The sequence below is a fragment of the Accumulibacter sp. genome (genome assembly GCF_023806625.1).
Classification (GTDB): Bacteria; Pseudomonadota; Gammaproteobacteria; order Burkholderiales; family Rhodocyclaceae; genus Accumulibacter.
Window position 1 is genome coordinate 1 of the sequence record NZ_JAMTDX010000011.1, and the last position, 20,687, is coordinate 20,687.

Sequence of the window (20,687 nt, forward strand, 5' to 3'; positions counted from 1 at the left end):
GCACCCGCACGCTCCGTAGGCGGCTCGGGGGAACGCCGCAGGCTTACCGGTTACAGCGAACCGTCACTGGCGGCGGACAGGCCAGCGTCAAGCTGGAGCAATTCAAGGCGGTCAATACCTTTCTCGGCAACTTGAAAACGGCCTACTCCGGCACCTACCATGCGTTCGACTTCGCCAAGTACGCTGATCGCTACCTGGCTGAAGTGCAATACCGGTTCAATCGCCGCTTCGATCTGAAGGCAATTCTCGATCGTCTGTTGCATGCCGCTGTCGGCATCGGACCTCGGCCAGAGCGCGTGATCAGGTTTGCTGAACATTGTGGCTAATCATGTGCACTCTTGACATGGTGACGAAGCGCGACGCCCGACGATCGCTGATCAAGCGGACCGGATGTCGTCTGCACTCGTGGCGCACGGCTGGGAACGGCCATACTCTGTGCGTGAGCAGACGCCGGGGCGCGCGACTACGGGCAGTGTAGTGTCGTGCCACGGCTCGTACCCCACGAAGCTGACCAGCCGCCTGCTCGCCGTTCAGCCATAGGCGACCGTCGATCACTCTGCGCGCGGCGTCGATGGTCCCCGAGTCGTCGGCGGTGTCGAGGGGTCCCCTGTCAGGTCCGTCGGCGATCGCCACGGCGACGCCGATCCGGGTTCTCGAACTCCGAGCGGTACACAGCTTGCCCGTGCTACGCCAGACAATGGTGTCGGGCTTGCCCGTCGTCCCTTGGCAACAATCAGGACCCCGGCTTTGCTGCCGGTTCTGGAGGCAAAAGTCAAGACCTGACCCCGAAGAGGCGCGGCATCGTGCTTGGATTTCCTATCCTTGTTGGGGGTAACCTCGTTCTTCACTGTGTCATCTGGAACGAACCTCGAACGGGAAACGCGGAGCGTCCCCATTTTCTCATCAAGGAGAAGCCGAGGAATTCGCTGTGATCGAGCTGTCATGGTGAGCGAGTTGCCTGAGCCCTGGCGCTCGAAGCTCGCCACTGCGGACGACGCGCGGGTGACGGTGCGCATAGAGGAGGAGGTCGGGGAGGAAACGGCATCGGCCTTCGGGATGTGGAGTGACCGGCAGGACCTGGCCGACGTGGCGGGCTGTGTGCGTCAGCTTCGCGCACTGCGCTTCGCCCGCGAATGAGAAGAAGGATCCTGGTCGATACCGATGTGCTGATCTGGTATCTGCGTGGCCATGAAGGGACCGCCCGGTTTCTGGACGGGTTGCCGGCCATCGAGCTTTCGGCGGTAACCTACAAGGAACTACATGGAACTGGTGCAGGGTTGCCGAAACCGGCAGGAGCTGACCCGACTGAAGAAGGATCTGGACCGCCGAAAGGCGCGCATTTTGCCCTTGTCGGAGGCAATCTCGAAGCGAGCGGCGGAATTGGTGGAGTCCCACGCCGCAAGCGACGGCCTGATGCTCGCTGACGCGCTCATCGCCGCCACCGCCATCGAGCAGGGGCTCTCTCTGGCGTCGGGCAATGTGAAACATTTCGGGGTCGTGCAGGGACTGGAATTGGTGGTCTTTGAGGTGTGAAGTGTGAAGCCAAGAAGGCTGAATCCCTCCCCTATTGGCCGCTGCTTGCGGTGCCCCCCGGAACGCGGGGTTCGACAGCCATTTAACAAGGAGAATCGGGATCTGACCCAGAGGTGTCCCAAACATTCATCTATATATCCGCAACCTACAGACGATTTTTGATGCAGAGTCGAGAATTTGCGGGGGGTGTGGTCCTCTGCGGGCGACGCAAGCTTCCGAGAACCGCCGCGATGCAGGTGCTGACGATTCCATCCGCTTACCTGGCGCCGTTGCGCGCCGGTATCCACCGTCGGCGTCTCGCGATGCTGCTGGATGCGGTGACGACGATGGTGAGTCGCCCGCGGCTGACGCTGACCGACATCGACCGGCGTTCCCAGGGTAGCGCAAGCCTTCGGCACGAGATCAAGCGTTCCATCGGCTTCTGGGCAACCGCCGCTGGCCGCAGGATGCGCGGTCGAACGATGATGCGGCGCTCTCCGCGAAGCCCATCGCCTCGCTGGCCGCCATCCTGCTCTGGCTGATCGGAATCGGGGGCGAGCGCACAGACTCGCACGAGCAGCCGCGCCCGGCGTGCTGCAGACGTCGCCCGCAGTCTCGCCTTCTTCTCGGTCGGGTCTGCTCCCGCTGGAGCGCTGCCACGCGCACCGCGAACCCGGCCGATGCCATCGGACCACTGGACGAGTGGATCGCGGGTGATCACCTCGCTCTACTCGCCGAGTGACCCGGATGGCCGAATTCGTGGGGCTACCGGAGGGTCTGTCCCCGCTTCTTGCGGCCAGGGACACAGCCGTGGTGGCCACGGCCGGACGATCGTCTCGATCCTGATGGGAGAACTGGTACGGACTGGTCCCGACACCGCCGGAACGGAGAGGTTGTGAAGAAATCGTCGCGAGCAGGCCGAGATGCAAGGCGCCAAGGGAGGGGAGGGTCCCTTCCTTTCCCTCCTGGAGCGAATGACGAGACATATCAGATGGATAGGCGAGGGCGAAGGCGGGGTTTCGCGCAGCATGCTGCGCGCCGCCGTAGCCGGCCGGCTGTGCAAAGCCGGCCGTGGACGGAGCGAGTGAGCAACGCCGCAGATCGGTCGCGCAGTAGATTTATTCACAACCTCGGAGACCGCGGCGCGAGCGCGGGGCTCATGCCAGGAGCGGACTCACTCACCAACGCATCGCCGCTGCATCGCGAGAGATCTTCCTGACCCATTGACACGAGAGCCGGCCAATGGGTGACCCCGCGATCTCGCGGATCAAGGCCAGGATCCGCGACTGAAGTGAAATCCCCAGGAAATCCGTCGTGACGGTGAACCATCGGCGCTACATCACCCGCGCCCCGGCGATCTGCGGTGGCGAACCGATTGTCGCCGGAACGCGGGTCACCCTACGCACCGTTCTCTCCAGTCTCGCAGAAGGAATGGCCCCAGAGGCCATCGTTGCGGACTTCCCGAGCCTGACCGAAGCTTCCGTGCGGGCCGTGAATTGCCTTCGCTGCCGCGTCTGCCGAGGAAGACCTGCCGTTGCCCGCCATCGACAGATTCCCGACCTCGCATGAAGATCAAGCTGGACGAGAACCTGCCGGAGCGTCTGGTCGGCATCCTCGCGCTCAGCGGTCACGACGTCGAGACCGTACGAGAGGAAGGACTGACAGGCGGTTCCGTTGCTGCAGTCTGGTAGGCTGGCAGGATGGAAGTCCGACGCTTGGTCACGCAGGATCGCGACCTTTCTGACCTGCGAGAGTTCCAGCCGGGCACTCACGCGGGACTGCTGCTCGTCCGCCTGTGCGAACCGGGAGCGAACGAACTGGCACGCAGGCTCGCAGCCACAGCCGCTGAGATCTCGAACCGGGCTGGATGCTTCGTCGTCCTTACCGACCACAAGATACGCGTCAAACGGTCTTACGCGAGGGGCTTGGGTCCCTGCGACAGGCTTTGCGGCGGTCGAGAAGCGGGCGGCGCGTCGCCTTCCGCCCTCCCCTCGCGGTCGGCCGTCGAGGGCGGCGCAACCTTGCGTCGGACAACGCTTGCGAAAGGATTCGCGCCGGGGGCGGCCAAGGGCCCGGCCCGGAGTGCTGCAGTCGGACTATCGCCTTGATCCTGAGGGATGACTTGGTACAGACTGGTTCCGACACCAGATGGCCGAGAGCCAGGGTGCGGACGTTGAACTGGAACTACAGATGCGAGAAACGACAGCCAGTCGGGCCTACCGCGCGAAAAAGAAAAGCTTCGACCTATTGAATGGAGCCGACCAATCGCCGACGCCCCGGCACGCTCGAGGCAAAAGTCAAGACTTGACCCCGAGCTGTGACTCGTGACCCCGAGCTGTGACCGTCGGCTGACTTGCTCCCGCCCGATCGCCCACCGTATAAGCGACTGCCTCCGTTCTCGAGTCACGTGCGAAACTGTGGGAGCTTTCGCAGGTTCTTCCACGCCAGCGCCCCCAATCCACCGAGCGCTCCTACGCCAGTCTTGCGCAGAGCATCCCAATCCTCCCAAGACTTTCGTATCACATTTCTTACGGACCGGTTGCTCGCTCCACCCATGCGCATTCTAACCAGTACTTCTGGCAGGTACACCGCCTTGAAATCAGGCTGAGAGAAGAGCTTCAGAATGCTGTGATAATCTGCCGCGATCCGGTAACTCGTGTCAAAGCCGCCGATGCGCATGTACCACTCGCGCCGGACATACAAAGTCGGGTGCGGCGGCATCCAGCCCCACTCGAGTTGTCGCCGAGTGAAAGGAGAAGACACCCACTGCCGCACGACCTGCTCGACGTCGTCACGCCGCACGTACTGCAGGTCGCCATACACTGCGCACACCGAAGGGTCTTGGAAGCCCGCCGCCAAATGGGCGAGGACGTTCGGACTAGCATACATGTCGTCCGAGTGCAGAAAACCAACGACGTCACCAGTGGCGTGCGCGATGCCCTTATTCAGTGCGTCATAGATGCCGGTATCGGGTTCGCTCACCAGTACGCCAACGTGCTTGCAGTGGCGTTGGATAACTTCCAAGGTACTGTCCTGGCTTCCACCGTCGATCACAATGTGCTCCGTGTTAAGCCAAGTCTGTCGCACCACCGAAAGCAAGCAGTCCTCGATGGTCGGGCCACAATTCCACGTCGCGGTGACAACGGAAATCCGTACGCCAGCGTCGATGCCCATACACCGATTCCGAGCCAAAGGGGTCCTCAGACCTTCACCTCTAACACCTGTTCTATTGCCTCAACTACCCCAACCCGGCGGTCCCGCATATGACGCTTCACCTCGGCAATCTTGGCGTCCACGAGATACCGATACCAGAAGCCCTGCAGGAAGTGAAAAGCGGTCCCTTCCCTACCATCCAGAAAGCCAAGACGCAACACATACCGGTAAACAAAATACACAAATGCCCGAACGCCCCCGGGAAGGCGGGAATAGACGCGTTCCTTAATCCATCGCTTTACTCCGGCCTGCTGGCCACCGCGCAACTTAGCCACCGAATCGTGCGGCATGAATTTGTATTCCAGGTTGAGCAAGTCCACTGCCTCCCTGCTGGCGTATCTGTTGTGCTTTTCCGTCCACCAGGTCAGTGAGTTGAGGTTGTCGTCGATCATTTCCCCGGAAAAGTCAGCCGTCGCACCATCTACCTTGATGTGCTCATCCATCCACCTGTTCTCGCACTGCCCCTTCCCATAGCGAAAGAGCCGTAGCACACGAATTGGAAATACGCCACCGTGGCGGATGAGCCGTCCTTGAAAGGTCATGCGTCGCCCCCAGTAAACACCTTCGACTTCGGGGCCGAGCTCCGGCAACTTCACGCGAATTTGCGAAGCCAGTTCGGGAGTCAGCACCTCATCTGCGTCGATACGCAGCACCCAGTCGGTATCTGGATCAAGTTGAGTCAATGCCCAATTGAACTGGCTCGCATGATTGATCCAAGCGCGCTGAACGACCCGGGCACCGTGCCGTCGGGCAATTTCCAGGGTTGAATCGGTAGAATGGCAGTCCGCAACGACCACCTGAGAGACAATCCCGTCAAGGCTCGCAATGCACCGGGGAAGATGCTGAGCCTCGTTGAAAGTCAGTATGACAGCGGTCAATTTCATGCTGGTTTTGGGGGGGGGCCGATCAAGTAGTGATTCAGTGAAACCGCGCAACCTCGGCAACGCGACAACGTGGCGATCGCGCCGCCTTTATTCTGGGCGCGGAAGTCTTGCCGACCGCGATCATCATAATCAAACGCTGATTGGCCGAAATGTCCCCAACCGTCTTTATTTTTCGCTCCACCGCATTCGTCACGGCGAGATTCAACGGGCAAGATGCGATGCCCTGCGAATGGCATGCGAGCATTAGCATCATCGCGTAAAGGCCACCATCCACATACATCTGGTTGCGCTGTTGCGGGCCGCCCCACGCAGTTATTTCTGAAGTCACTACAAAGAGGTTACCCACGTTTTCGCTGAAACCGGCGGCACCAGCCTGCAGCCTTAACAAACTTGCAATGCGAGCGCGTTCTTGATAGAAATGGACGCGAACGGACTGCCGGTTGCATTGTGACGGTGCAGACTGCGCGATGGTCAACACCTCGTCTACCTGCTCGCGCGGCAGCGCGTCTGGCACAAACATGCGGCAGCTCGTTCGGGACTTGAGGAAGTCTACTATCGATTGGGGAAATACCGTGCCGGCAGCATCGACCTGCTTTACGCCGCCAGTTCGCTCCACGCCAGGAGCCGCTTCACTATCCAGGTACCGCTCGATTACCGAAAGCGTTGGATCATCCGCCGCCGCATGGTCGGCGCTGAAATCGCGATAGGCAGCTAGGGCTCCGGTCGCCATGCCCACCGGAAACTCGGAGTACGCTTTGCTGTAAGAGCGCAACTGTGCAACGATTGCATCGACATTGTTTCGCCCGAAGAGCGGCCGCGGCATCGCGAGTGAGAGCCCTTTCTCAATCGTATGACTGAGAATGATCGTTTGGAAATAGGCTTTGCGATTCCGATCCTCTAACGGCGAATGGTTGTTGTGCTTGATGAAAAGCCACATGTCCGTGGCGTATTCTCTTAGAAAAGAGAGAGCCTTAGCAACATACTGAAGCGGATTGCGCACTACCTAGCGTCCTCCTTCCACTACATCCACTAACTTGATAGATGGATCAAGGTGAAGGTCAAACACTTGGCGTCTGGATTTCGGCACACAGGGGTTACCGACACATATGCGCCACGGCGGCAGATCCTTTGTAACTACAGATCGCGCGGCCACGACGGTGCCTTCTCCGATCGTAACCCCCGGCAGCACCATCACCTCAGCGGCGATCCAGGCATGGTTCTGGACCGTAATTGGCTTTGGCCTCAACGGCCTCAAGAGACTCGATGGATCATGACTCGCAGCACATAGAAAACTTCGCTGGCTTACTGCAGCTTTTGTGCCGATCCGGATCTTTGCCACGCTGTAGCAATCCACATCGTCCGCTAGCGCTACGTAATCGCCCATCTCCAAGTTCCATGGCGCCCAGACAGAACACGATGGCGAAATCCTACAGCCGGCACCGACCTTGGCCCCGAAAAGCCTCAACAACTGCCGACGCCATCCGTGGAACGCCCAGCGCGGCGTCGGTCGGAATAAGAGCAGCCACACCGCCCCCCAAATCAATCGCAGGGCTCTTTCCCGGCGAGAGAGCGTGTCCCGGTAACGCAACGCACGTGTATCGTTAGCCACGTAGCACCTTGCTGGCCACTGCAATCTCTGCCGCCAGAAACGCCTCGCCGCGCTGTCGCAGCGCACCAAGCCTATGGTTGACGAGGCACCAATCGATCGGCCGCTTCATCACGTCCTCAATCTCAGCCGGCTGCGCGATCACCACCACTCGGTCGAGCAGGTTCGTTTCCTTTAGCAAACAGCGCACCCGCTCGTTCATCGCGCGCTTCTTCCCCGGCAAGGCCACGGCCAGGAACGGCTTGTTCAGGATAATGCTCAGCGCAACCCCGTGAAACGAGTTGCTCACAACCGTGGTCGCCGAGCTGAGCATCTGAAGCCACTCCACGGGCCCGGGCTCCACACTGGCACCAATCGCCTTCCAGCGCTGCGACGGAGAACGGGGGCTGATCAGCCGCGCCGCGTCGACCTCGGCAACATGTTCGGCCACCTTGCGAATTACCTCCGCCGTCCGTAGCGCGTAGCAGAAGACATGCCTGTCGCTACCTCCGTCCTGCGCGGCCAACAACTCGCTGAAATCCCCCAGCAGGATAGTCGGGTCGGGCACGCACTGTGCCTCGCGCCCCGAGACGGTACGAACGATGTCCACCCCGCTCTGCTCGCGCACAGAAACTGCGTCCAGCCCACCAATGAGTCGCCCTGCCTCACTATGGAAGGCTGGAGCCAGCTCCCCTCGCCCGAAACTCGGTGCATACGAGATGCGGCGCGCCCGCGACGGTGCGCCAAAATCAAGGAAATAAACGGGATCCAACCCCTTCTGAACCGACGGGCTCCATATCTGGTCACTGCCGCACACGAGCAAATCGGCATCCGCCGCTCCTGCCACCTGCGAACTCTCCACAAGCCGCGGCCCGGCCACGCCAAGATATTCCCGGCGGAAATCGTCAAACGCCCTCCGCTGCCTGTCATTGCCAAACACCGTCCAAAACATGTGCGTGGCCTTCAGATAGCCGATGGTCACGTTCTTTCGCCACCTTCTTGGGTTCAGCAGTTGATCGAAACTTCCCCCCTCCTCGACATATCGAGGATGGTAGTTAATAAACTCCACCTCCATCCCTTGCCCGCGGAACCACTGCCTTAAAGCGTACGCCTGCAAAAGGGCTCCATAATTGTCACTGAAGTGATAGGTAAGAATCCTTACGCGCATGACCTGACTTTATTTCATTCTCAATTCGGTACCAACGACTTCCAGAACAGCGCCAATTCCAAAAACAAGTCGCTGCAAGTCCGCTCTTAAAGATGAACACAAAACAAACTGCCTTTCCCCTGAGCAATAAGTGTCTAGACGAACACTCTTTGCAACTCCTGTCTCCCCTTCTCTGCGTCGAAGTACTTCTTGTAGCAAAATGACGATCCCCGCGAGTACTTTTCGTAATCACTCACAATTACTCTAATCCCTTCAAGCACGTCCTCCATCGACCGTACCGCCACGCCAGAATTATACTCCTCGCAAACGACATCAAAAAACGGTATTCGATTTATGATTATTGGCTTACCCTTTGACCAATACGCCCCAACCTTTCCTGAGGACAGACCGACGTATTTCATATTTTCGTCTGAGGTTGAATACCATGCGAGGCCGATATCGCAGCCCTCGACCAACACCTCATATGCTCTTGCCTCCAGCGGCTCCTGAAGAACCAACAGCCGCCCGGCCGCAACCATGGGGTCGACTACCGCCCTATCTAGCTGCAAGATTCCGTCGTGACTTTGCAAAATAACCAACCAGTCATCGCCTAGTTTCTCTAAGCCAAGCAACAGACGTTCCAGTCCGACACCCGCATAAAGCCCACCAGAATAAAGCAAGATTCGTTTATTGATTGGAATTCCTCGTGACATCTTGAAATTCTCCACCCCCATGGGATCCGGGGCATCTCGACTTACCAACGGATAGTTCGGAAAGTAGACAAAGCGATGACAACGCAGTCCATTGACTCTTGCCAGGAGGGCACTCCGCTGCTCATCCTGTATCACTGTTGCAACAGCTCTAGCATTCAGATACGCCTCAATCCTGTGTGCCAAGCTTCCCATGAAGCCTGTCGTCGCCCGCGCAGGGTAGATTTCCAAACAATTATACACCAGCTTCGCCCGAAAGATGGCAGCAAGCAATCCACCGACAATCAGCCCCCGCAAACCAATAGCAAGAATGTACTGCGGCCGCCTCTTGAACAGACAGAATATGCCAAACAACAAGTAGCCGATCCCGAGAGTTGCAAACCGCTCATGCCTAGCATGCTGCGTTATGGGGTACCAGGCAATTCTGACGCGTTGATCGAACTGCCCGACGGGCGCACTAGTGTTCTTCACGCCCAGCAGGCAAACATCGACCTGAGCCAAGGATGCAACCGTGTTAATCAGTCCAGGGACGCAAGGAATATTGAAGATTTGACCCACGGGGTGAACAGCCCATACGACCTTGCCTACATTGCACATTTTCTCACTTCTCGTATGGGAAAAGATGACCTATCGGTGGGTGGAAAAAATTCTCCTGCGCGACTGGAGGATACAGTTTTCCTTTGGGCAAAATGATTGATGCCTGCTCCGAAGACGAATGCGACATAGAAATACGCAGATTTTTGATACCACGTATCGTGAACAAATCCTTTGGCGTGAAGAAAAAGAGCTGAAAGCACGAACGTTACCCCAACGATTGCGCATTCCGATCCCATTGTGCCGACACTCTGCTGCCTAACCAAGAGACGTCCAGCTAGCACTGTCCCGAAAATGGCAGCCACTGAATAGAGGGTCATCGAAAGAATTCCCGTCTCTGCTGCAAGGCCAAGAATGTTATGGTGAGGGGGCTCACCAAAACCTCCTAGCCCGATACCAACTAATGGGTTCTCGAAGGCATGACGCGCCAAGGCATCATAAGAGCCTAGCCTCAGGAAATAGCTGTCCCCTGTGTATGCAAGTAGCCAATCGAGGTCAAGAGCACCGAGTATATACAGCGCGACAACAGATCCACCTGCCAGGAGCGAGAACACCGTCGCCACTATGAACGCAATGAAAAGGTTGTTGCGAGCGGCTTTCTTAAGCAAGAGAAAGGCTACGCCCGTTAGGACCGCAAACACAATGATTGTGCCAAGACTCATAAGCCAGACCTGAACTGCGAGCAAAGCGCTCAGCGCCAACAAGCAACCAGCCCTGTTCCGCCCTACAGCGAAAAGGACGACGTACGGTATCATCGCGAGACCAGCAATGTTTGAGAGCTCAGTGGAAACGACGCCGCCATAAGCTACAGGCTTCATTGCGCCACCCTGTGGATAAGTAAACCTGTCGAAGACCAGGAACATCAGCAGTGCAGCAATAACTGCGGGCGCATAACACAGGGTCGACTTGAAGACTACCGTTAGCTCTTGTGGCCGCGCGGTTTGACCGCTGAGTTGCCCACAGACTAGCGCCATAGCTATCCCAAAGAAGGTGCTCGCTTGTGCCCATTGTGGCCCTTTGGGACCGCTCAAGGCGAGAAACACGTTTAGACCCACAAACGCGATCAATGGCACATAGAAAAGAAACGACACGGGGAGCAATCGGATTTTTCCTTTAGGAACTAGGCTTATAAAGAGAAGCGAGAGCGCTATCATCTCAATGGACGCTTTCTGGACTTCATACCGATCTGGGCCGCTTGCTAAGGCGGAATAGACGAGCGGCGACAACGCGGAAGCAGCCAGATAGAAAATGAGAATAGACTTCGACAGGTTCCCCATTGCTTTATGCCTCTTCTAACGTAAGCACAGCGCACGCGTTCCAGCTGCCGCGACTTGGCGGATCATTCGACAGCCAATCGAATGCCTCCATCTTCTTGAAACCACAAGCGAGCGCGAGCTGGCGGATCTCTGGTAGGAATAGATAACGCATACGATGGATTTCCGAAAGCTCTTCTACAGCACTCCCTGACTTCTGTGAGACGATAAAGTCGTAATGCACTTCAACAACATTCTCGTTCGCTCTTAGATTCGGCGTGGCGAAGCGGCGAACAACAGTACGCGCGTTTTCGACCTTTCGAAAGCGGACCTCGGGCAGTTGCGTCAGTACAGTAGGGCCATACCAGAAGTCAAAGACAAACACCCCACCGGGATGAAGGTGCCGCCGCGCCGTCGCGATTGCCAGCCCAAGGTCATCTTGGCCAGACTGGTAACTCATCACGTGAAAGAGCGCAACTACACCATCGAACCGCTCGCCAAGGTCCAATGTCCGGGCGTCGCCTTGTAGAAAGCGGCCTCGGCGACGTATTCCGGCACTCAAATTGTCGAAGCGACTTCTGGCCCGCGATAGCATCTCCTCGCTTAGATCAACGCCGGTAACACTCCAGCCCTGTTCGATGAATAGCTCAGCATGCGCTCCTGTGCCGCAGCCGATCTCGAGCAGCGTTCCCGGCTCCGCGCCATGGTCTCGGAGCAAGCGATGAACATAAGCGACCTCACCGCGGTAGTCCTTGTCAGCATAAAAAAGGTCATACCAATCAGCATATTCACGAAATACGGTCATTGGAGTATCCTCTTCACCGCGTTCGAGACGTCTGCGATCTGCACCTCTGAAATTGCTAAGCCGCTAGGTACGTAGAACCCTTGCCGATACATGCGCTCCGCCACCGGATAGCTTTCCCCCGCAAAAAGCCCCCTCCTTTTCAGAACGGGCTGCTGATGCATGGGACAAAAGAACGGTCGACAACCTACGCCTTCGGCGGCCAGCCGCCGCATGGCCTCCTCCGCACTGAAGCCGACGTTATCGGCCAGGACCAATCCATAAACCCAATAGATGTTCTCCGCGTAGCCTACTCTATCTTGGGGCAACTGCAGTCCCTCGACGCCCGCCAGCAATTCATTGTAGCGTTCTCCCATACGACGCTTGCGCGCGACGAACTCATCTAATCTTTCGAGTTGCGCGAGGCCTAGCGCAGCCTGCAGGTTGGTCAACCTCAGGTTCCAGCCCAGCCCCTCGTGCACGAAGCGCTTGGTCGGTTGGAAGCACAGGTTGCGCAGATCACGGCAGATCCCGGCCAGATGATCGTCGTTAGTGACTATCATCCCGCCTTCACCTGTTGTAATGTGCTTATTAGGGTAAAAGCTGAACGTGCTGATATCACCAAACGTTCCGCATGGCTTGCCGTTGTAAGTTTGACCTATCATTTGCGCGGCATCTTCGATGACCTTGATTCCATACTGGCGGGCGACTTCCAGAACTGGATCGATGTCCACTGGCAGACCGTAGATATGCACCACCATGATCGCCTTGGTGCGCCGCGTGATCTTCGCCTCGATCTGGGTGATATCCATGTTCCAAGTCACCGGGTGGCTATCCACCAGCACGGGAATGGCACCGGAACGGACAATCTGTTGTACGCAGGAGATGATGGTGAATGACGGCATGATTACTTCGTCGCCCACTCCTATACCCAATGCCTCGACGGCGGCATCGAGTGCCGCGGTGCCATTGCAGACGGCTACACCGTGTTTGCGACCGACACGCGCCGCGAATTTCTCCTCGAACTCTTTGACGAACGGCCCTTCAGAAGAGATCCAGCCGGATTCAATACACTCGATCAAGTACTTCTTCTCGTTGCCGTCCAGCAACGGTTCGTTGACTGCAATCATCGATCACCTCCGCGCATCTTCAAGTCTCCTGCAGCGACGGGCTGAAAACGCGTCTTGTCATTATCACCAGCATACGGCCCCTGCTTGACCTCAATGATCTCTGTTGGTTGCAGCATTTCGAAGCCATGCCCGCCATACGCCAGCAGGATGACGTCGCCCGCCTCCAGTATCGCGCTTTCCAGGTAGTCCTGTGCGTCCGAATAGAAATCGACCCGCAGTCGGCCGCTCTTGATAAACAGGACTTCTTTAGTGAACTGCACTTCCCTTGGTACGGGGTTGTGCACGTGCGGTGCGATAACGTACCCCGCGGGTCGGTTCATGTAGCCAATTTGTTGAGAATACGTTCCGGGGGTAAGGAACTCGATGCCATCTTTATGAAAGCTATGGCGGAGGATAAGTGCCAATTCTTTGCCCTGGTGCGTGATTCGTTCGATCATAAATAGTTTTCCTTTAGCACCCAGGTCAAGAGTTCAGAATCGGCAAGCACTTCTCGCCGGTGAAATTCATAGCCCTTCTGATACGCGATAGCCATCGCTTGCTCAACGGCGAGACGCTCTCGTTCTACACTGTCCGCCGCCGCGACGGAACGCAGACTTGACCTGATCGCCGAACGGAGCGGCGCGAGTTTCCAGCGAAGTTGCTGTGAGAGCGGCAGCGTCGCCCCGCCCCAATGGCGGATCGCCGTGAACGAGTCTGATATCCCCTGCGCAAAGCCACGCTGCTCGAAATAGCCCTTCGTCATCCTGCTCTTTGACACTTGGTGCCGGACGCTGGCGAGGGAGTTAAACAGCGTGCGCATCCCCAAGCGGCCTACCACATTGGACACGTGAGTCTCCCCATCACCACGGTAACGCAGCCGTTCCTTGGGAACACCATCAGGGTGAAAGCCGCCAGCCGTAAGCAGCACATGGCGCTTGATTGAAAAATTGCAGCCCCACACGTAGCCAGGACTGATTTCGAAGATGCCTTCGCCGAAGTCGAGAATGCTCAAGCTACCCATAGCCCGACCCTTTTGGACAGGCCGCTGCCACCACCGCAGCAGCCACGCAGGTGGTTCGTCTTCAAACAGTGGGTAGTTGTTCCCGCCGACGAGCGCAACGCTCGTGTCTTTGAAGCTGTCCACCACAGCCTCAACCCAAGTCGGTAGCGCCTCGATATCGTCGTCGGCGAAAATGAGGATATCCGCTTTTGCCCGAAGAAGGCCGGCGTGCCGCCCAACGTGTAGGCCCGGTTCTGGCGCCGTGACGTACGTGAGTTGAAGCGATTGGCCGTAGACCTTCGCAACGTCGCAAGTATTGTCTATTGAGCCATTATCTACGACTAGCACTTCAAACTCATCTCTTGGAAGAGTTTGCCGCGTAAGCGCGGCTAGGCAACGGACCAGAACGTCAGCGCGATTCCGCGTTGGGATAATTACAGACGCTTTCATTGCGACGGAGTTTGGTTAAGGAAACGCTGATTTAATCGGCCCGCGGCTTGATGCGTTTGGTATGATTGGCGAGTGGCTGATGAGGAACGCCTGCGATGAAGGAGATCAGTTCTTCCCAAGCCCAATTTGTTGGAAAGAAGCGGGTGACGCGGCGGGAGCAGTTTCCTGCCGAGATGGAGAAGGTGGTCCCCTGGCAGGAGGTCCTGTCGGTGATCGAGCCGTACTACCCGAAGGGCGAACGGGGTCGGCCGCCGGTGGGCCTCGAACGGATTCTGCGGATGGTCCTGGCTCAGCAGTGGTATCACCTGTCGGACGAGGGGGTCGAGGATGCGGTGACCGACAGCCAGTCGTTGCGGGATTTCGTTGGCATCGACCTGTCGAGGGAATCGGTGCCGGATGCGACGACGGTGCTGGGCTTTCGGCACCTGCTGGAAGAGCACGATCTGACCAAGGTGGTGCTGGATGCGGTCAACGGCAAGCTGCGCGCGGCCGGGCTGCTGATGTCCGAGGGGACGATCGCCGACGCGACGATCATCCCGGCACCGCCATCGGTGAAGAACGAAGCGAAGGCCCGCGATCCAGAGATGCACCAGACGAAGAAAGGGAACCAGTGGCACTTCGGGATGAAGGCGCACATTGGGGTCGATGCCGAGAGCGGGCTGGTTCATACGGTCGTCGGAACGGCGGCGAACGTCGCTGACGTGACGCAGACCGCCGAAGTGCTGCACGGCGAAGAAAAGAGCGTGTACCTGGATGCCGGCTACACCGGTGTCGAGAAGCGCGAAGACCTGAAGGACCGGGACATCGACTGGCCGGTGGCGGCCAAGCGCAGCAAGCTGAAAGCGATCCCGGAAGAGAGCAAGCTCGGCCCACTGCTGCGTCGGCTGGAATCGGTGAAGGCGAGCATCCGCTCGAAGGTCGAGCATCCCTTCCACATCGTGAAGAACCTCTTCGGCCACCGGAAAGTCCGCTACAAGGGTCTGAAGAAGAACACGGCGCAGCTGCACATTCTGTTTGCGCTGGCCAACCTGGTCATCGCCAAGCGGCAGCTTCTCGCCCTTCACAGCCAAGGTGCGTCCTGAGCACGGCGAAGGGCACGGAAAAGGGGCGCGGAAGGCCAGAGCGAGGCTTTGAACCCTGGAGAAATCGACCGGAACGGCGCGGCGCCTGACCGCGAGCGTTCGGTTTCCCCACCTGGAGCGGCCTTGGCGCGTGTGGGGTCTATTGATCAGCGGTTCCTTAGTTCAGGAGACCTTACGCAGGGCAAGAATGCGCCCAATAAAGCGACGGTCAAAAAGCATGACCGCGACCGCATAGACTAAAGCGAAAAGCACCAGCATTAGGTAACCGCCGTATTTCACATCGCCGATTATTACCCAACCGCAGGCTAGTATCGCATAGCCTGTCAATACAGCCAATAGAGGCACTCTTGATACAGAGATGAAGCCGCGAAATGTCAAGCCAATCGTCTTATTTAGCAAAACTATATGCGATAAGATTGAAATACACACAAGCAAGAGCCGCGCTGCTAGAAAAGCAAGCAGTCCATGCTGGATAGCAATAATATAGCCGATAAAGTAGAGAGCAACCGTACTTACCATGACGGACGTTTCTAGATACGGTTTGCCGACCGCTCTGAACACCTCGCCACTTGATCCTACAAGCCATCCGATGCTATGCGTTATTGCCAGGAAGCCAATAACGTGCCCAACACCAGCCCAATTATCCCCAAATATGGCTTGAGCGAATTCATCCTTGATGAGAAATATGCCAAGTCCAATAGGCAGGGACAATAAGGCGCTTGCATGCATAACAGTTAGCGCGACATCCTTTATTCTCGGCAGGTCCTCCTGCACCCGCGAGAACAGGCTATAGAGGACGGGCAACAAGGGGGAAAATATGATTCCGAATATCATCGTGACAAAAGCATTCCCTGTCCTGTAGAGTCCCATCTCATGTGGCCCGAGGTAGTGCCCGACGACGATGGCGTCCATCCAGCCATAGAACCAGCCGAGCAGCCCACTGAGCATGGCCCATTTGCCGAAACCAACGAGTTCCTTGGCCAATATGCGATCCAAGCCCCAATGCGGCCGCCAAGTGCTTCGATTCCAGAGCACAATGCTCTGCACCAATTGACCAAACAAGCCACCGGCTACCAAGGCCCAATACCCTAACCCATTCATGGCCAAGGGAATGGATGCCAGACCGGGAGCGCCGATCGTCACTAGGCGCACCCAGAACAGTTGCTTGAAGCTCAAGCCCTTTTGAAGCAACGCGGTGTGCACTGACGAGAAAGCAGCCAGGAGGATCTGCAGCGACAATACTCTAACAACCGGAGCGATGCGCTGATCATGGAAAAAGCCGGCAATCAGCGGGGCCGCGAGTTGCAAGATGGCGACGACAAGGACACCTATGCCCAAGTTGAGCCAGAAAACGACATTCGCGCTGTCCCCCGTCCTGTCCTGGCGCTGGATAAGAGCCTTGGCCAGCCCGGCATCGGAAAACACCTGCGAGAAGCTGATGATGACGGTTGCCGCCGCGACCACGCCGAAGTCTGTTGGCACCAGGAGGCGTGCCATGACCAGGAAGACAAGCGGTCCAATTGCCCGCGAGGCAACCTCGCCCAGCACGGACCACTTGAAGGCATGGAGTGCTTTCTGGGTGAGCGACATCTACTGACTAGCGACGGCCAATTGGGACGTACTCAAGACCCGCCTCCCAAACCGCCGTGGCCGCCTGCAGGTAATGGTGATTGAAGGCCACCTGCTTGGCGAGCAGAGCCCTCATGTCATTCATGCGGATCCCCTTTTCAGGCATGATCTACTGCACTCATTCGTGATGGTCGAAGGTCTGGAAGCCGGCCAGTTTGACCATCGCATCACGGCGCGCCGAGGCGTAGTCGGCCTGGACCATTTCGCTGACCAGTTCGTGCAGGCTGGTCTTCGGCTGCCAGCCGAGCTTCTCGCGGGCCTTGCCCGGATCGCCGAGCAGCGTCTGGACTTCGGTCGGCCGGAAGTAGCGCGGGTCGACGCGGACGATGACCTCGCCGGGCTTGACCTTCGCCTGGTTGCCGCGCACTTCAGTGACGATGGCGACTTCGTCTACGCCCTCGCCCGCGAAACGCACGCCGATGCCCAACTCGGCAGCGGCGAACTCGACGAACTGGCGGACGCTGTACTGGACGCCGGTGGCGATGACGAAGTCTTCGGGCTGGTCCTGCTGGAGCATCAGCCACTGCATCTCGACGTAGTCGCGAGCGTGGCCCCAGTCGCGCAGCGCCGAGAGGTTTCCGAGGTAGAGGCATTCCTGGAGGCCGAGGGCGATGCGCGCGATCGCCCGGGTGATCTTGCGGGTGACGAAGGTCTCGCCGCGGATCGGGCTTTCGTGGTTGAAGAGGATGCCGTTGCACGCGTAGATGCCGTAGGCTTCGCGGTAGTTGATGGTGATCCAGTACGCGTAGAGCTTGGCGACGGCGTAGGGACTGCGCGGGTAGAACGGCGTCGACTCCTTCTGCGGCGTTTCCTGGACGAGTCCGTAGAGTTCGGAGGTGCTCGCCTGGTAGAAGCGGCTTTTCTTCTCCAGCCCGAGGATGCGGATCGCTTCGAGGACGCGCAGCGCGCCGATGCCGTCGGCGTTGGCGGTGTACTCGGGCTGCTCGAAGCTGACCGCGACGTGACTCTGCGCCGCGAGGTTGTAGATTTCGTCGGGCCGGACCTGCTGGATGATGCGGATCAGGCTCGTCGAGTCGGTCAGGTCGCCGTGGTGCAGGATGAAGCGTCGATCGGCGACGTGCGGGTCCTGGTAGAGGTGGTCGATGCGCTCGGTGTTGAACAGCGAGCTGCGTCGTTTGACACCGTGAACCTCGTAACCCTTGTCGAGCAGGAACTCGGCGAGATAGGCTCCGTCCTGGCCGGTGACGCCGGTGATCAGGGCGACCTTTTTCAATCTGGTACTCCTATCCCCTCTCTGGTTTTTCAATCTGGTACTCCTATCCCCTCTCTGGTTAGCCATTCTGCCGGTCTCCGGAGCTGCGGCAGGCCTGCTGCTCATCGAAGGCGCTACGCCGTCCCCAACTTCGCCGTTCGGCGCCCGATCGCCAGGTACTCGATGCCCTGCCCTCTGACGAGCTCGGGGTCGAACAGGTTACGGCCGTCGACGATGACGGGCTGGCGGAGTCTCTGCTTTATCGCGTCGAAGTCCGGACTGCGGAACTCCTTCCACTCGGTGACGATGACCAGCGCGTCGGCACCGTCGAGCGCGGCGAGTGGGCTCGCCGCGTAGCTCAGTCGCGGCGCGTCGCCGAAGATCCGCCGCGCCTCGTCCATGGCCACCGGGTCGTAGGCGGTGACGGTCGCTCCCGCGGCGAAGAGGTCGGCGAGCAGCGTCCGGCTCGGCGCTTCGCGCATGTCGTCGGTGTTCGGCTTGAAGGCCAGGCCCCAGACGGCGAAGTGCCGCCCGCCGAGGTCGCCGAAGCGCGCCTTCAGCTTAGCCGCGAGGACGTGCTTCTGCGCCTCGTTGGCTTCCTCGACGGCAGTGAGGACGCGCAGGTCGATTCGCGCCTCGCGGCGCGCGGTCTTGATCAGCGCCTTGACGTCTTTCGGGAAACACGAGCCGCCGTAGCCGCAGCCCGGGTAGAGGAACTGGTAACCGATTCGCGGATCGGCGCCGATCCCTCGGCGGACCATCTCGATGTCGGCACCGAGCGCTTCGGCGAGGTTGGCGAGTTCGTTCATGAAGCTGATCCGCGTGGCGAGCATCGCGTTGGCCGCGTACTTGATCAGCTCGGCGCTGCGCAGGTCGGTGACGATCATCCGTTCGCGGTTGCGCTGGAACGGGGCGTAGAGCGCGCGCATCAGGTGGATCGCCTGGTCGCTCGATCCGCCGACGACGATCCGGTCCGGGCGCATGAAGTCTTCGATGGCGGCGCCTTCCTTGAGGAATTCGGGATTGGAGACGACGCTGTAGGGAATGTCGACGCCGCGCTCGCGGAGTTGTTCGGCGACGGCGGCATCGACGGCGTCGCCGGTGCCGACGGGGACGGTGCTCTTGTCGACGACGACCTTGTAGTCGGTCATCACCCGGCCGATGGCGCGTGCGGCGGCGAGGACGTACTGGAGGTCGGCGGAACCGTCTTCATCGGGCGGGGTGCCGACGGCGATGAACTGGATCGTGCCGTGGTGCACCGAGTGCTCGACGTCGGTGGTGAAGTGCAGCCGCCCGGCGGCGACGTTGCGCCGGACGACGTCCTGCAGGCCGGGTTCGTGGATCGGAATGCCGCCGGCTTCGAGGATGCGGATCTTCTCGGGATCGACGTCGAAGCAGACGACGTCGTTGCCGACTTCGGCGAGACAGGCGCCGCTGACCAGCCCGACGTAGCCGGTGCCGATGACGGTGACTTTCAAGGGATCTCCTTCGCTAGACGGTCAGATGCGGTGGTAGTCGCGGTACCAGCGGACGAAGCGCGCGACGCCGTCGGCGAGCGGGGTGTCGGGCGCGAAGCCGATCCATCGGGCGAGCGCGGCGGTGTCGGCGTAGGTGGCCGGGACGTCGCCGGGCTGCATCGGCAGCAGCCGTTTGTCAGCGGGCCGTCCGAGCTGGCGTTCGAGGCAGCCGATGAACTCCAGCAGGGGAACGGGCTGGTGATTGCCGATGTTGAACACGCGGTAGGGGGCACTGCTCGTCGCCGGGTCGGGGTGTCCGGGATCGAAGTCGTCGTCCGCGGTGGGCGGGCGATCGCAGACACGGACGACGGCGCCGACGATGTCGTCGATGTAGGTGAAGTCGCGCTGCATCTGGCCGTGGTTGAAGACGTCGATCGGCCGGCCTTCGAGGATCGCGCGGGTGAACAGGAAGGCGGCCATGTCGGGCCGGCCCCAGGGTCCGTAGACGGTGAAGAAGCGCAGGCCGGTGGTCGGAAGTCGATAGAGATGGCTGTAAGTATGGGCCATCAGTTCGTTGGCCTTCTTGGTGGCCGCGTAGAGGCTGACCGGATGGTCGACGTTGTCCCGCTCCGAAAACGGCATGCGCGTGTTGCCGCCATAGACGCTCGAACTCGAGGCGTAGACGAGGTGCTGCACTCGATTGTGGCGACAGCCTTCGAGGATGCTCAGGAAGCCTACGAGGTTGCTGTCGACGTAGGCTTCGGGGTTGATGAGGGAGTAGCGGACGCCGGCCTGAGCAGCCAGGTGGATGACGCGATCGAAGCCTTCGCGGGCGAAGACTTCGGCCATCGCCGGTCGGTCGGCGAGGTCGACGAGCTGGAACCGGAAATCGCCCTGCCCGGCGAGCTGATCGAGGCGGTCGCGCTTGAGGCCGACGTCGCAGTAGTCGTTGAGGTTGTCGATACCGACGACGCTGTCGCCGCGGCGCAGCAGGCTGAGCGCGGTGTGCATGCCGATGAAGCCGGCGGCGCCGGTAACCAGAATTTTCAAGTCGGCAATCCCCTGAAT

The 20,687-nt window shown here is 59.2% G+C and carries 21 protein-coding genes and 1 pseudogene; 7 read left to right on the forward strand and 15 right to left on the reverse strand.

The window, feature by feature from the left end:
* The 6 genes and pseudogenes from NFW05_RS02670 to NFW05_RS02695 all read left to right on the forward strand — a co-directional run.
* Positions 1-326: transposase (locus NFW05_RS02670; RefSeq protein ID WP_295302571.1), on the forward strand; the 326-nt coding region annotated here is incomplete at its 5' end.
* Positions 327-942: 616 nt separating this feature from the next.
* Complete coding sequence (locus NFW05_RS02675; RefSeq protein WP_295302573.1) at positions 943-1,137, forward strand: hypothetical protein; 195 nt, start codon at positions 943-945, stop codon at positions 1,135-1,137.
* An 8-nt stretch (positions 1,138-1,145) separates the two neighbouring features.
* Positions 1,146-1,533: pseudogene (locus tag NFW05_RS02680) on the forward strand (type II toxin-antitoxin system VapC family toxin).
* 230 nt (positions 1,534-1,763) lie between these two features.
* Positions 1,764-2,054, forward strand: a complete 291-nt coding sequence (locus NFW05_RS02685) for a hypothetical protein (RefSeq protein ID WP_295302575.1) — start codon at positions 1,764-1,766, stop codon at positions 2,052-2,054.
* 778 nt (positions 2,055-2,832) lie between these two features.
* Positions 2,833-3,081, forward strand: a complete 249-nt coding sequence (locus NFW05_RS02690; RefSeq protein ID WP_295302870.1) for a DUF433 domain-containing protein — start codon at positions 2,833-2,835, stop codon at positions 3,079-3,081.
* A complete protein-coding gene (locus NFW05_RS02695) occupies positions 3,078-3,203 on the forward strand; it encodes a DUF5615 family PIN-like protein (RefSeq protein WP_295302577.1) in 126 nt (41 codons plus the stop codon). The genes NFW05_RS02690 and NFW05_RS02695 overlap by 4 nt, the downstream gene beginning before the upstream one ends.
* 712 nt (positions 3,204-3,915) lie before the next feature.
* Here NFW05_RS02695 and NFW05_RS02700 read toward each other — a convergent pair.
* The 11 genes from NFW05_RS02700 to NFW05_RS02750 form a co-directional block, all read right to left on the reverse strand.
* Positions 3,916-4,686, reverse strand: a complete 771-nt coding sequence (locus NFW05_RS02700; protein ID WP_295302579.1) for a glycosyltransferase family 2 protein — start codon at positions 4,684-4,686, stop codon at positions 3,916-3,918.
* A gap of 26 nt (positions 4,687-4,712) precedes the next feature.
* Entirely contained in the window at positions 4,713-5,609 is an 897-nt protein-coding gene (locus tag NFW05_RS02705) for a glycosyltransferase family 2 protein (RefSeq protein WP_295302581.1), read from the reverse strand.
* A 34-nt stretch (positions 5,610-5,643) separates the two neighbouring features.
* Positions 5,644-6,609 (reverse strand): nitroreductase family protein, encoded by a 966-nt coding sequence (locus NFW05_RS02710; protein WP_295302582.1) that lies wholly within the window; start codon positions 6,607-6,609, stop codon positions 5,644-5,646.
* 3 nt (positions 6,610-6,612) lie between these two features.
* On the reverse strand, positions 6,613-6,993 hold the full coding sequence (locus tag NFW05_RS02715; RefSeq protein ID WP_295302584.1) for a hypothetical protein: 381 nt from the start codon (positions 6,991-6,993) through the stop codon (positions 6,613-6,615).
* Positions 6,994-7,210: 217 nt separating this feature from the next.
* Entirely contained in the window at positions 7,211-8,362 is a 1,152-nt protein-coding gene (locus NFW05_RS02720) for a polysaccharide pyruvyl transferase family protein (protein ID WP_295302586.1), read from the reverse strand.
* Positions 8,363-8,496: 134 nt separating this feature from the next.
* On the reverse strand, positions 8,497-9,648 hold the full coding sequence (locus NFW05_RS02725; protein WP_295302588.1) for a hypothetical protein: 1,152 nt from the start codon (positions 9,646-9,648) through the stop codon (positions 8,497-8,499).
* Positions 9,636-10,922 (reverse strand): hypothetical protein, encoded by a 1,287-nt coding sequence (locus tag NFW05_RS02730; protein WP_295302589.1) that lies wholly within the window; start codon positions 10,920-10,922, stop codon positions 9,636-9,638. The genes NFW05_RS02725 and NFW05_RS02730 overlap by 13 nt, the downstream gene beginning before the upstream one ends.
* A gap of 4 nt (positions 10,923-10,926) precedes the next feature.
* The gene (locus NFW05_RS02735; RefSeq protein ID WP_295302591.1) at positions 10,927-11,703 is read right to left on the reverse strand and encodes a class I SAM-dependent methyltransferase; all 777 of its coding nucleotides are present in this window, start codon (positions 11,701-11,703) and stop codon (positions 10,927-10,929) included.
* Complete coding sequence (locus tag NFW05_RS02740) at positions 11,700-12,809, reverse strand: DegT/DnrJ/EryC1/StrS family aminotransferase (RefSeq protein ID WP_295302592.1); 1,110 nt, start codon at positions 12,807-12,809, stop codon at positions 11,700-11,702. The genes NFW05_RS02735 and NFW05_RS02740 overlap by 4 nt, the downstream gene beginning before the upstream one ends.
* A complete protein-coding gene (locus tag NFW05_RS02745) occupies positions 12,806-13,246 on the reverse strand; it encodes a hypothetical protein (protein ID WP_295302593.1) in 441 nt (146 codons plus the stop codon). Before NFW05_RS02745 ends, NFW05_RS02740 begins: the two co-directional genes overlap by 4 nt.
* Positions 13,243-14,238 carry a glycosyltransferase family 2 protein gene (locus tag NFW05_RS02750; RefSeq protein WP_295302594.1) on the reverse strand — a complete coding sequence of 332 codons (996 nt, stop codon included), beginning with the start codon at positions 14,236-14,238 and terminating at the stop codon, positions 13,243-13,245. Before NFW05_RS02750 ends, NFW05_RS02745 begins: the two co-directional genes overlap by 4 nt.
* A gap of 95 nt (positions 14,239-14,333) precedes the next feature.
* Between NFW05_RS02750 and NFW05_RS02755 the strand changes: the two genes are divergently transcribed.
* A complete protein-coding gene (locus tag NFW05_RS02755; RefSeq protein WP_295302597.1) occupies positions 14,334-15,320 on the forward strand; it encodes an IS5 family transposase in 987 nt (328 codons plus the stop codon).
* A 162-nt stretch (positions 15,321-15,482) separates the two neighbouring features.
* On the opposite strand, the gene NFW05_RS02760 is transcribed toward NFW05_RS02755, so the two are convergent.
* The 4 genes from NFW05_RS02760 to NFW05_RS02775 all read right to left on the reverse strand — a co-directional run bounded on the left by NFW05_RS02760 (position 15,483) and on the right by NFW05_RS02775 (position 20,669).
* Positions 15,483-16,910, reverse strand: a complete 1,428-nt coding sequence (locus tag NFW05_RS02760; protein WP_295302599.1) for a lipopolysaccharide biosynthesis protein — start codon at positions 16,908-16,910, stop codon at positions 15,483-15,485.
* A 157-nt stretch (positions 16,911-17,067) separates the two neighbouring features.
* Positions 17,068-18,183: a GDP-mannose 4,6-dehydratase gene (gmd, locus tag NFW05_RS02765; RefSeq protein WP_295302601.1), complete on the reverse strand. Its 1,116-nt coding sequence runs from the start codon at positions 18,181-18,183 to the stop codon at positions 17,068-17,070.
* A gap of 113 nt (positions 18,184-18,296) precedes the next feature.
* A complete protein-coding gene (locus NFW05_RS02770) occupies positions 18,297-19,640 on the reverse strand; it encodes a UDP-glucose/GDP-mannose dehydrogenase family protein (protein ID WP_295302603.1) in 1,344 nt (447 codons plus the stop codon).
* A 21-nt stretch (positions 19,641-19,661) separates the two neighbouring features.
* Positions 19,662-20,669: an NAD-dependent epimerase gene (locus NFW05_RS02775; RefSeq protein WP_295302606.1), complete on the reverse strand. Its 1,008-nt coding sequence runs from the start codon at positions 20,667-20,669 to the stop codon at positions 19,662-19,664.
* Between the last annotated feature and the right edge of the window lie 18 nt (positions 20,670-20,687).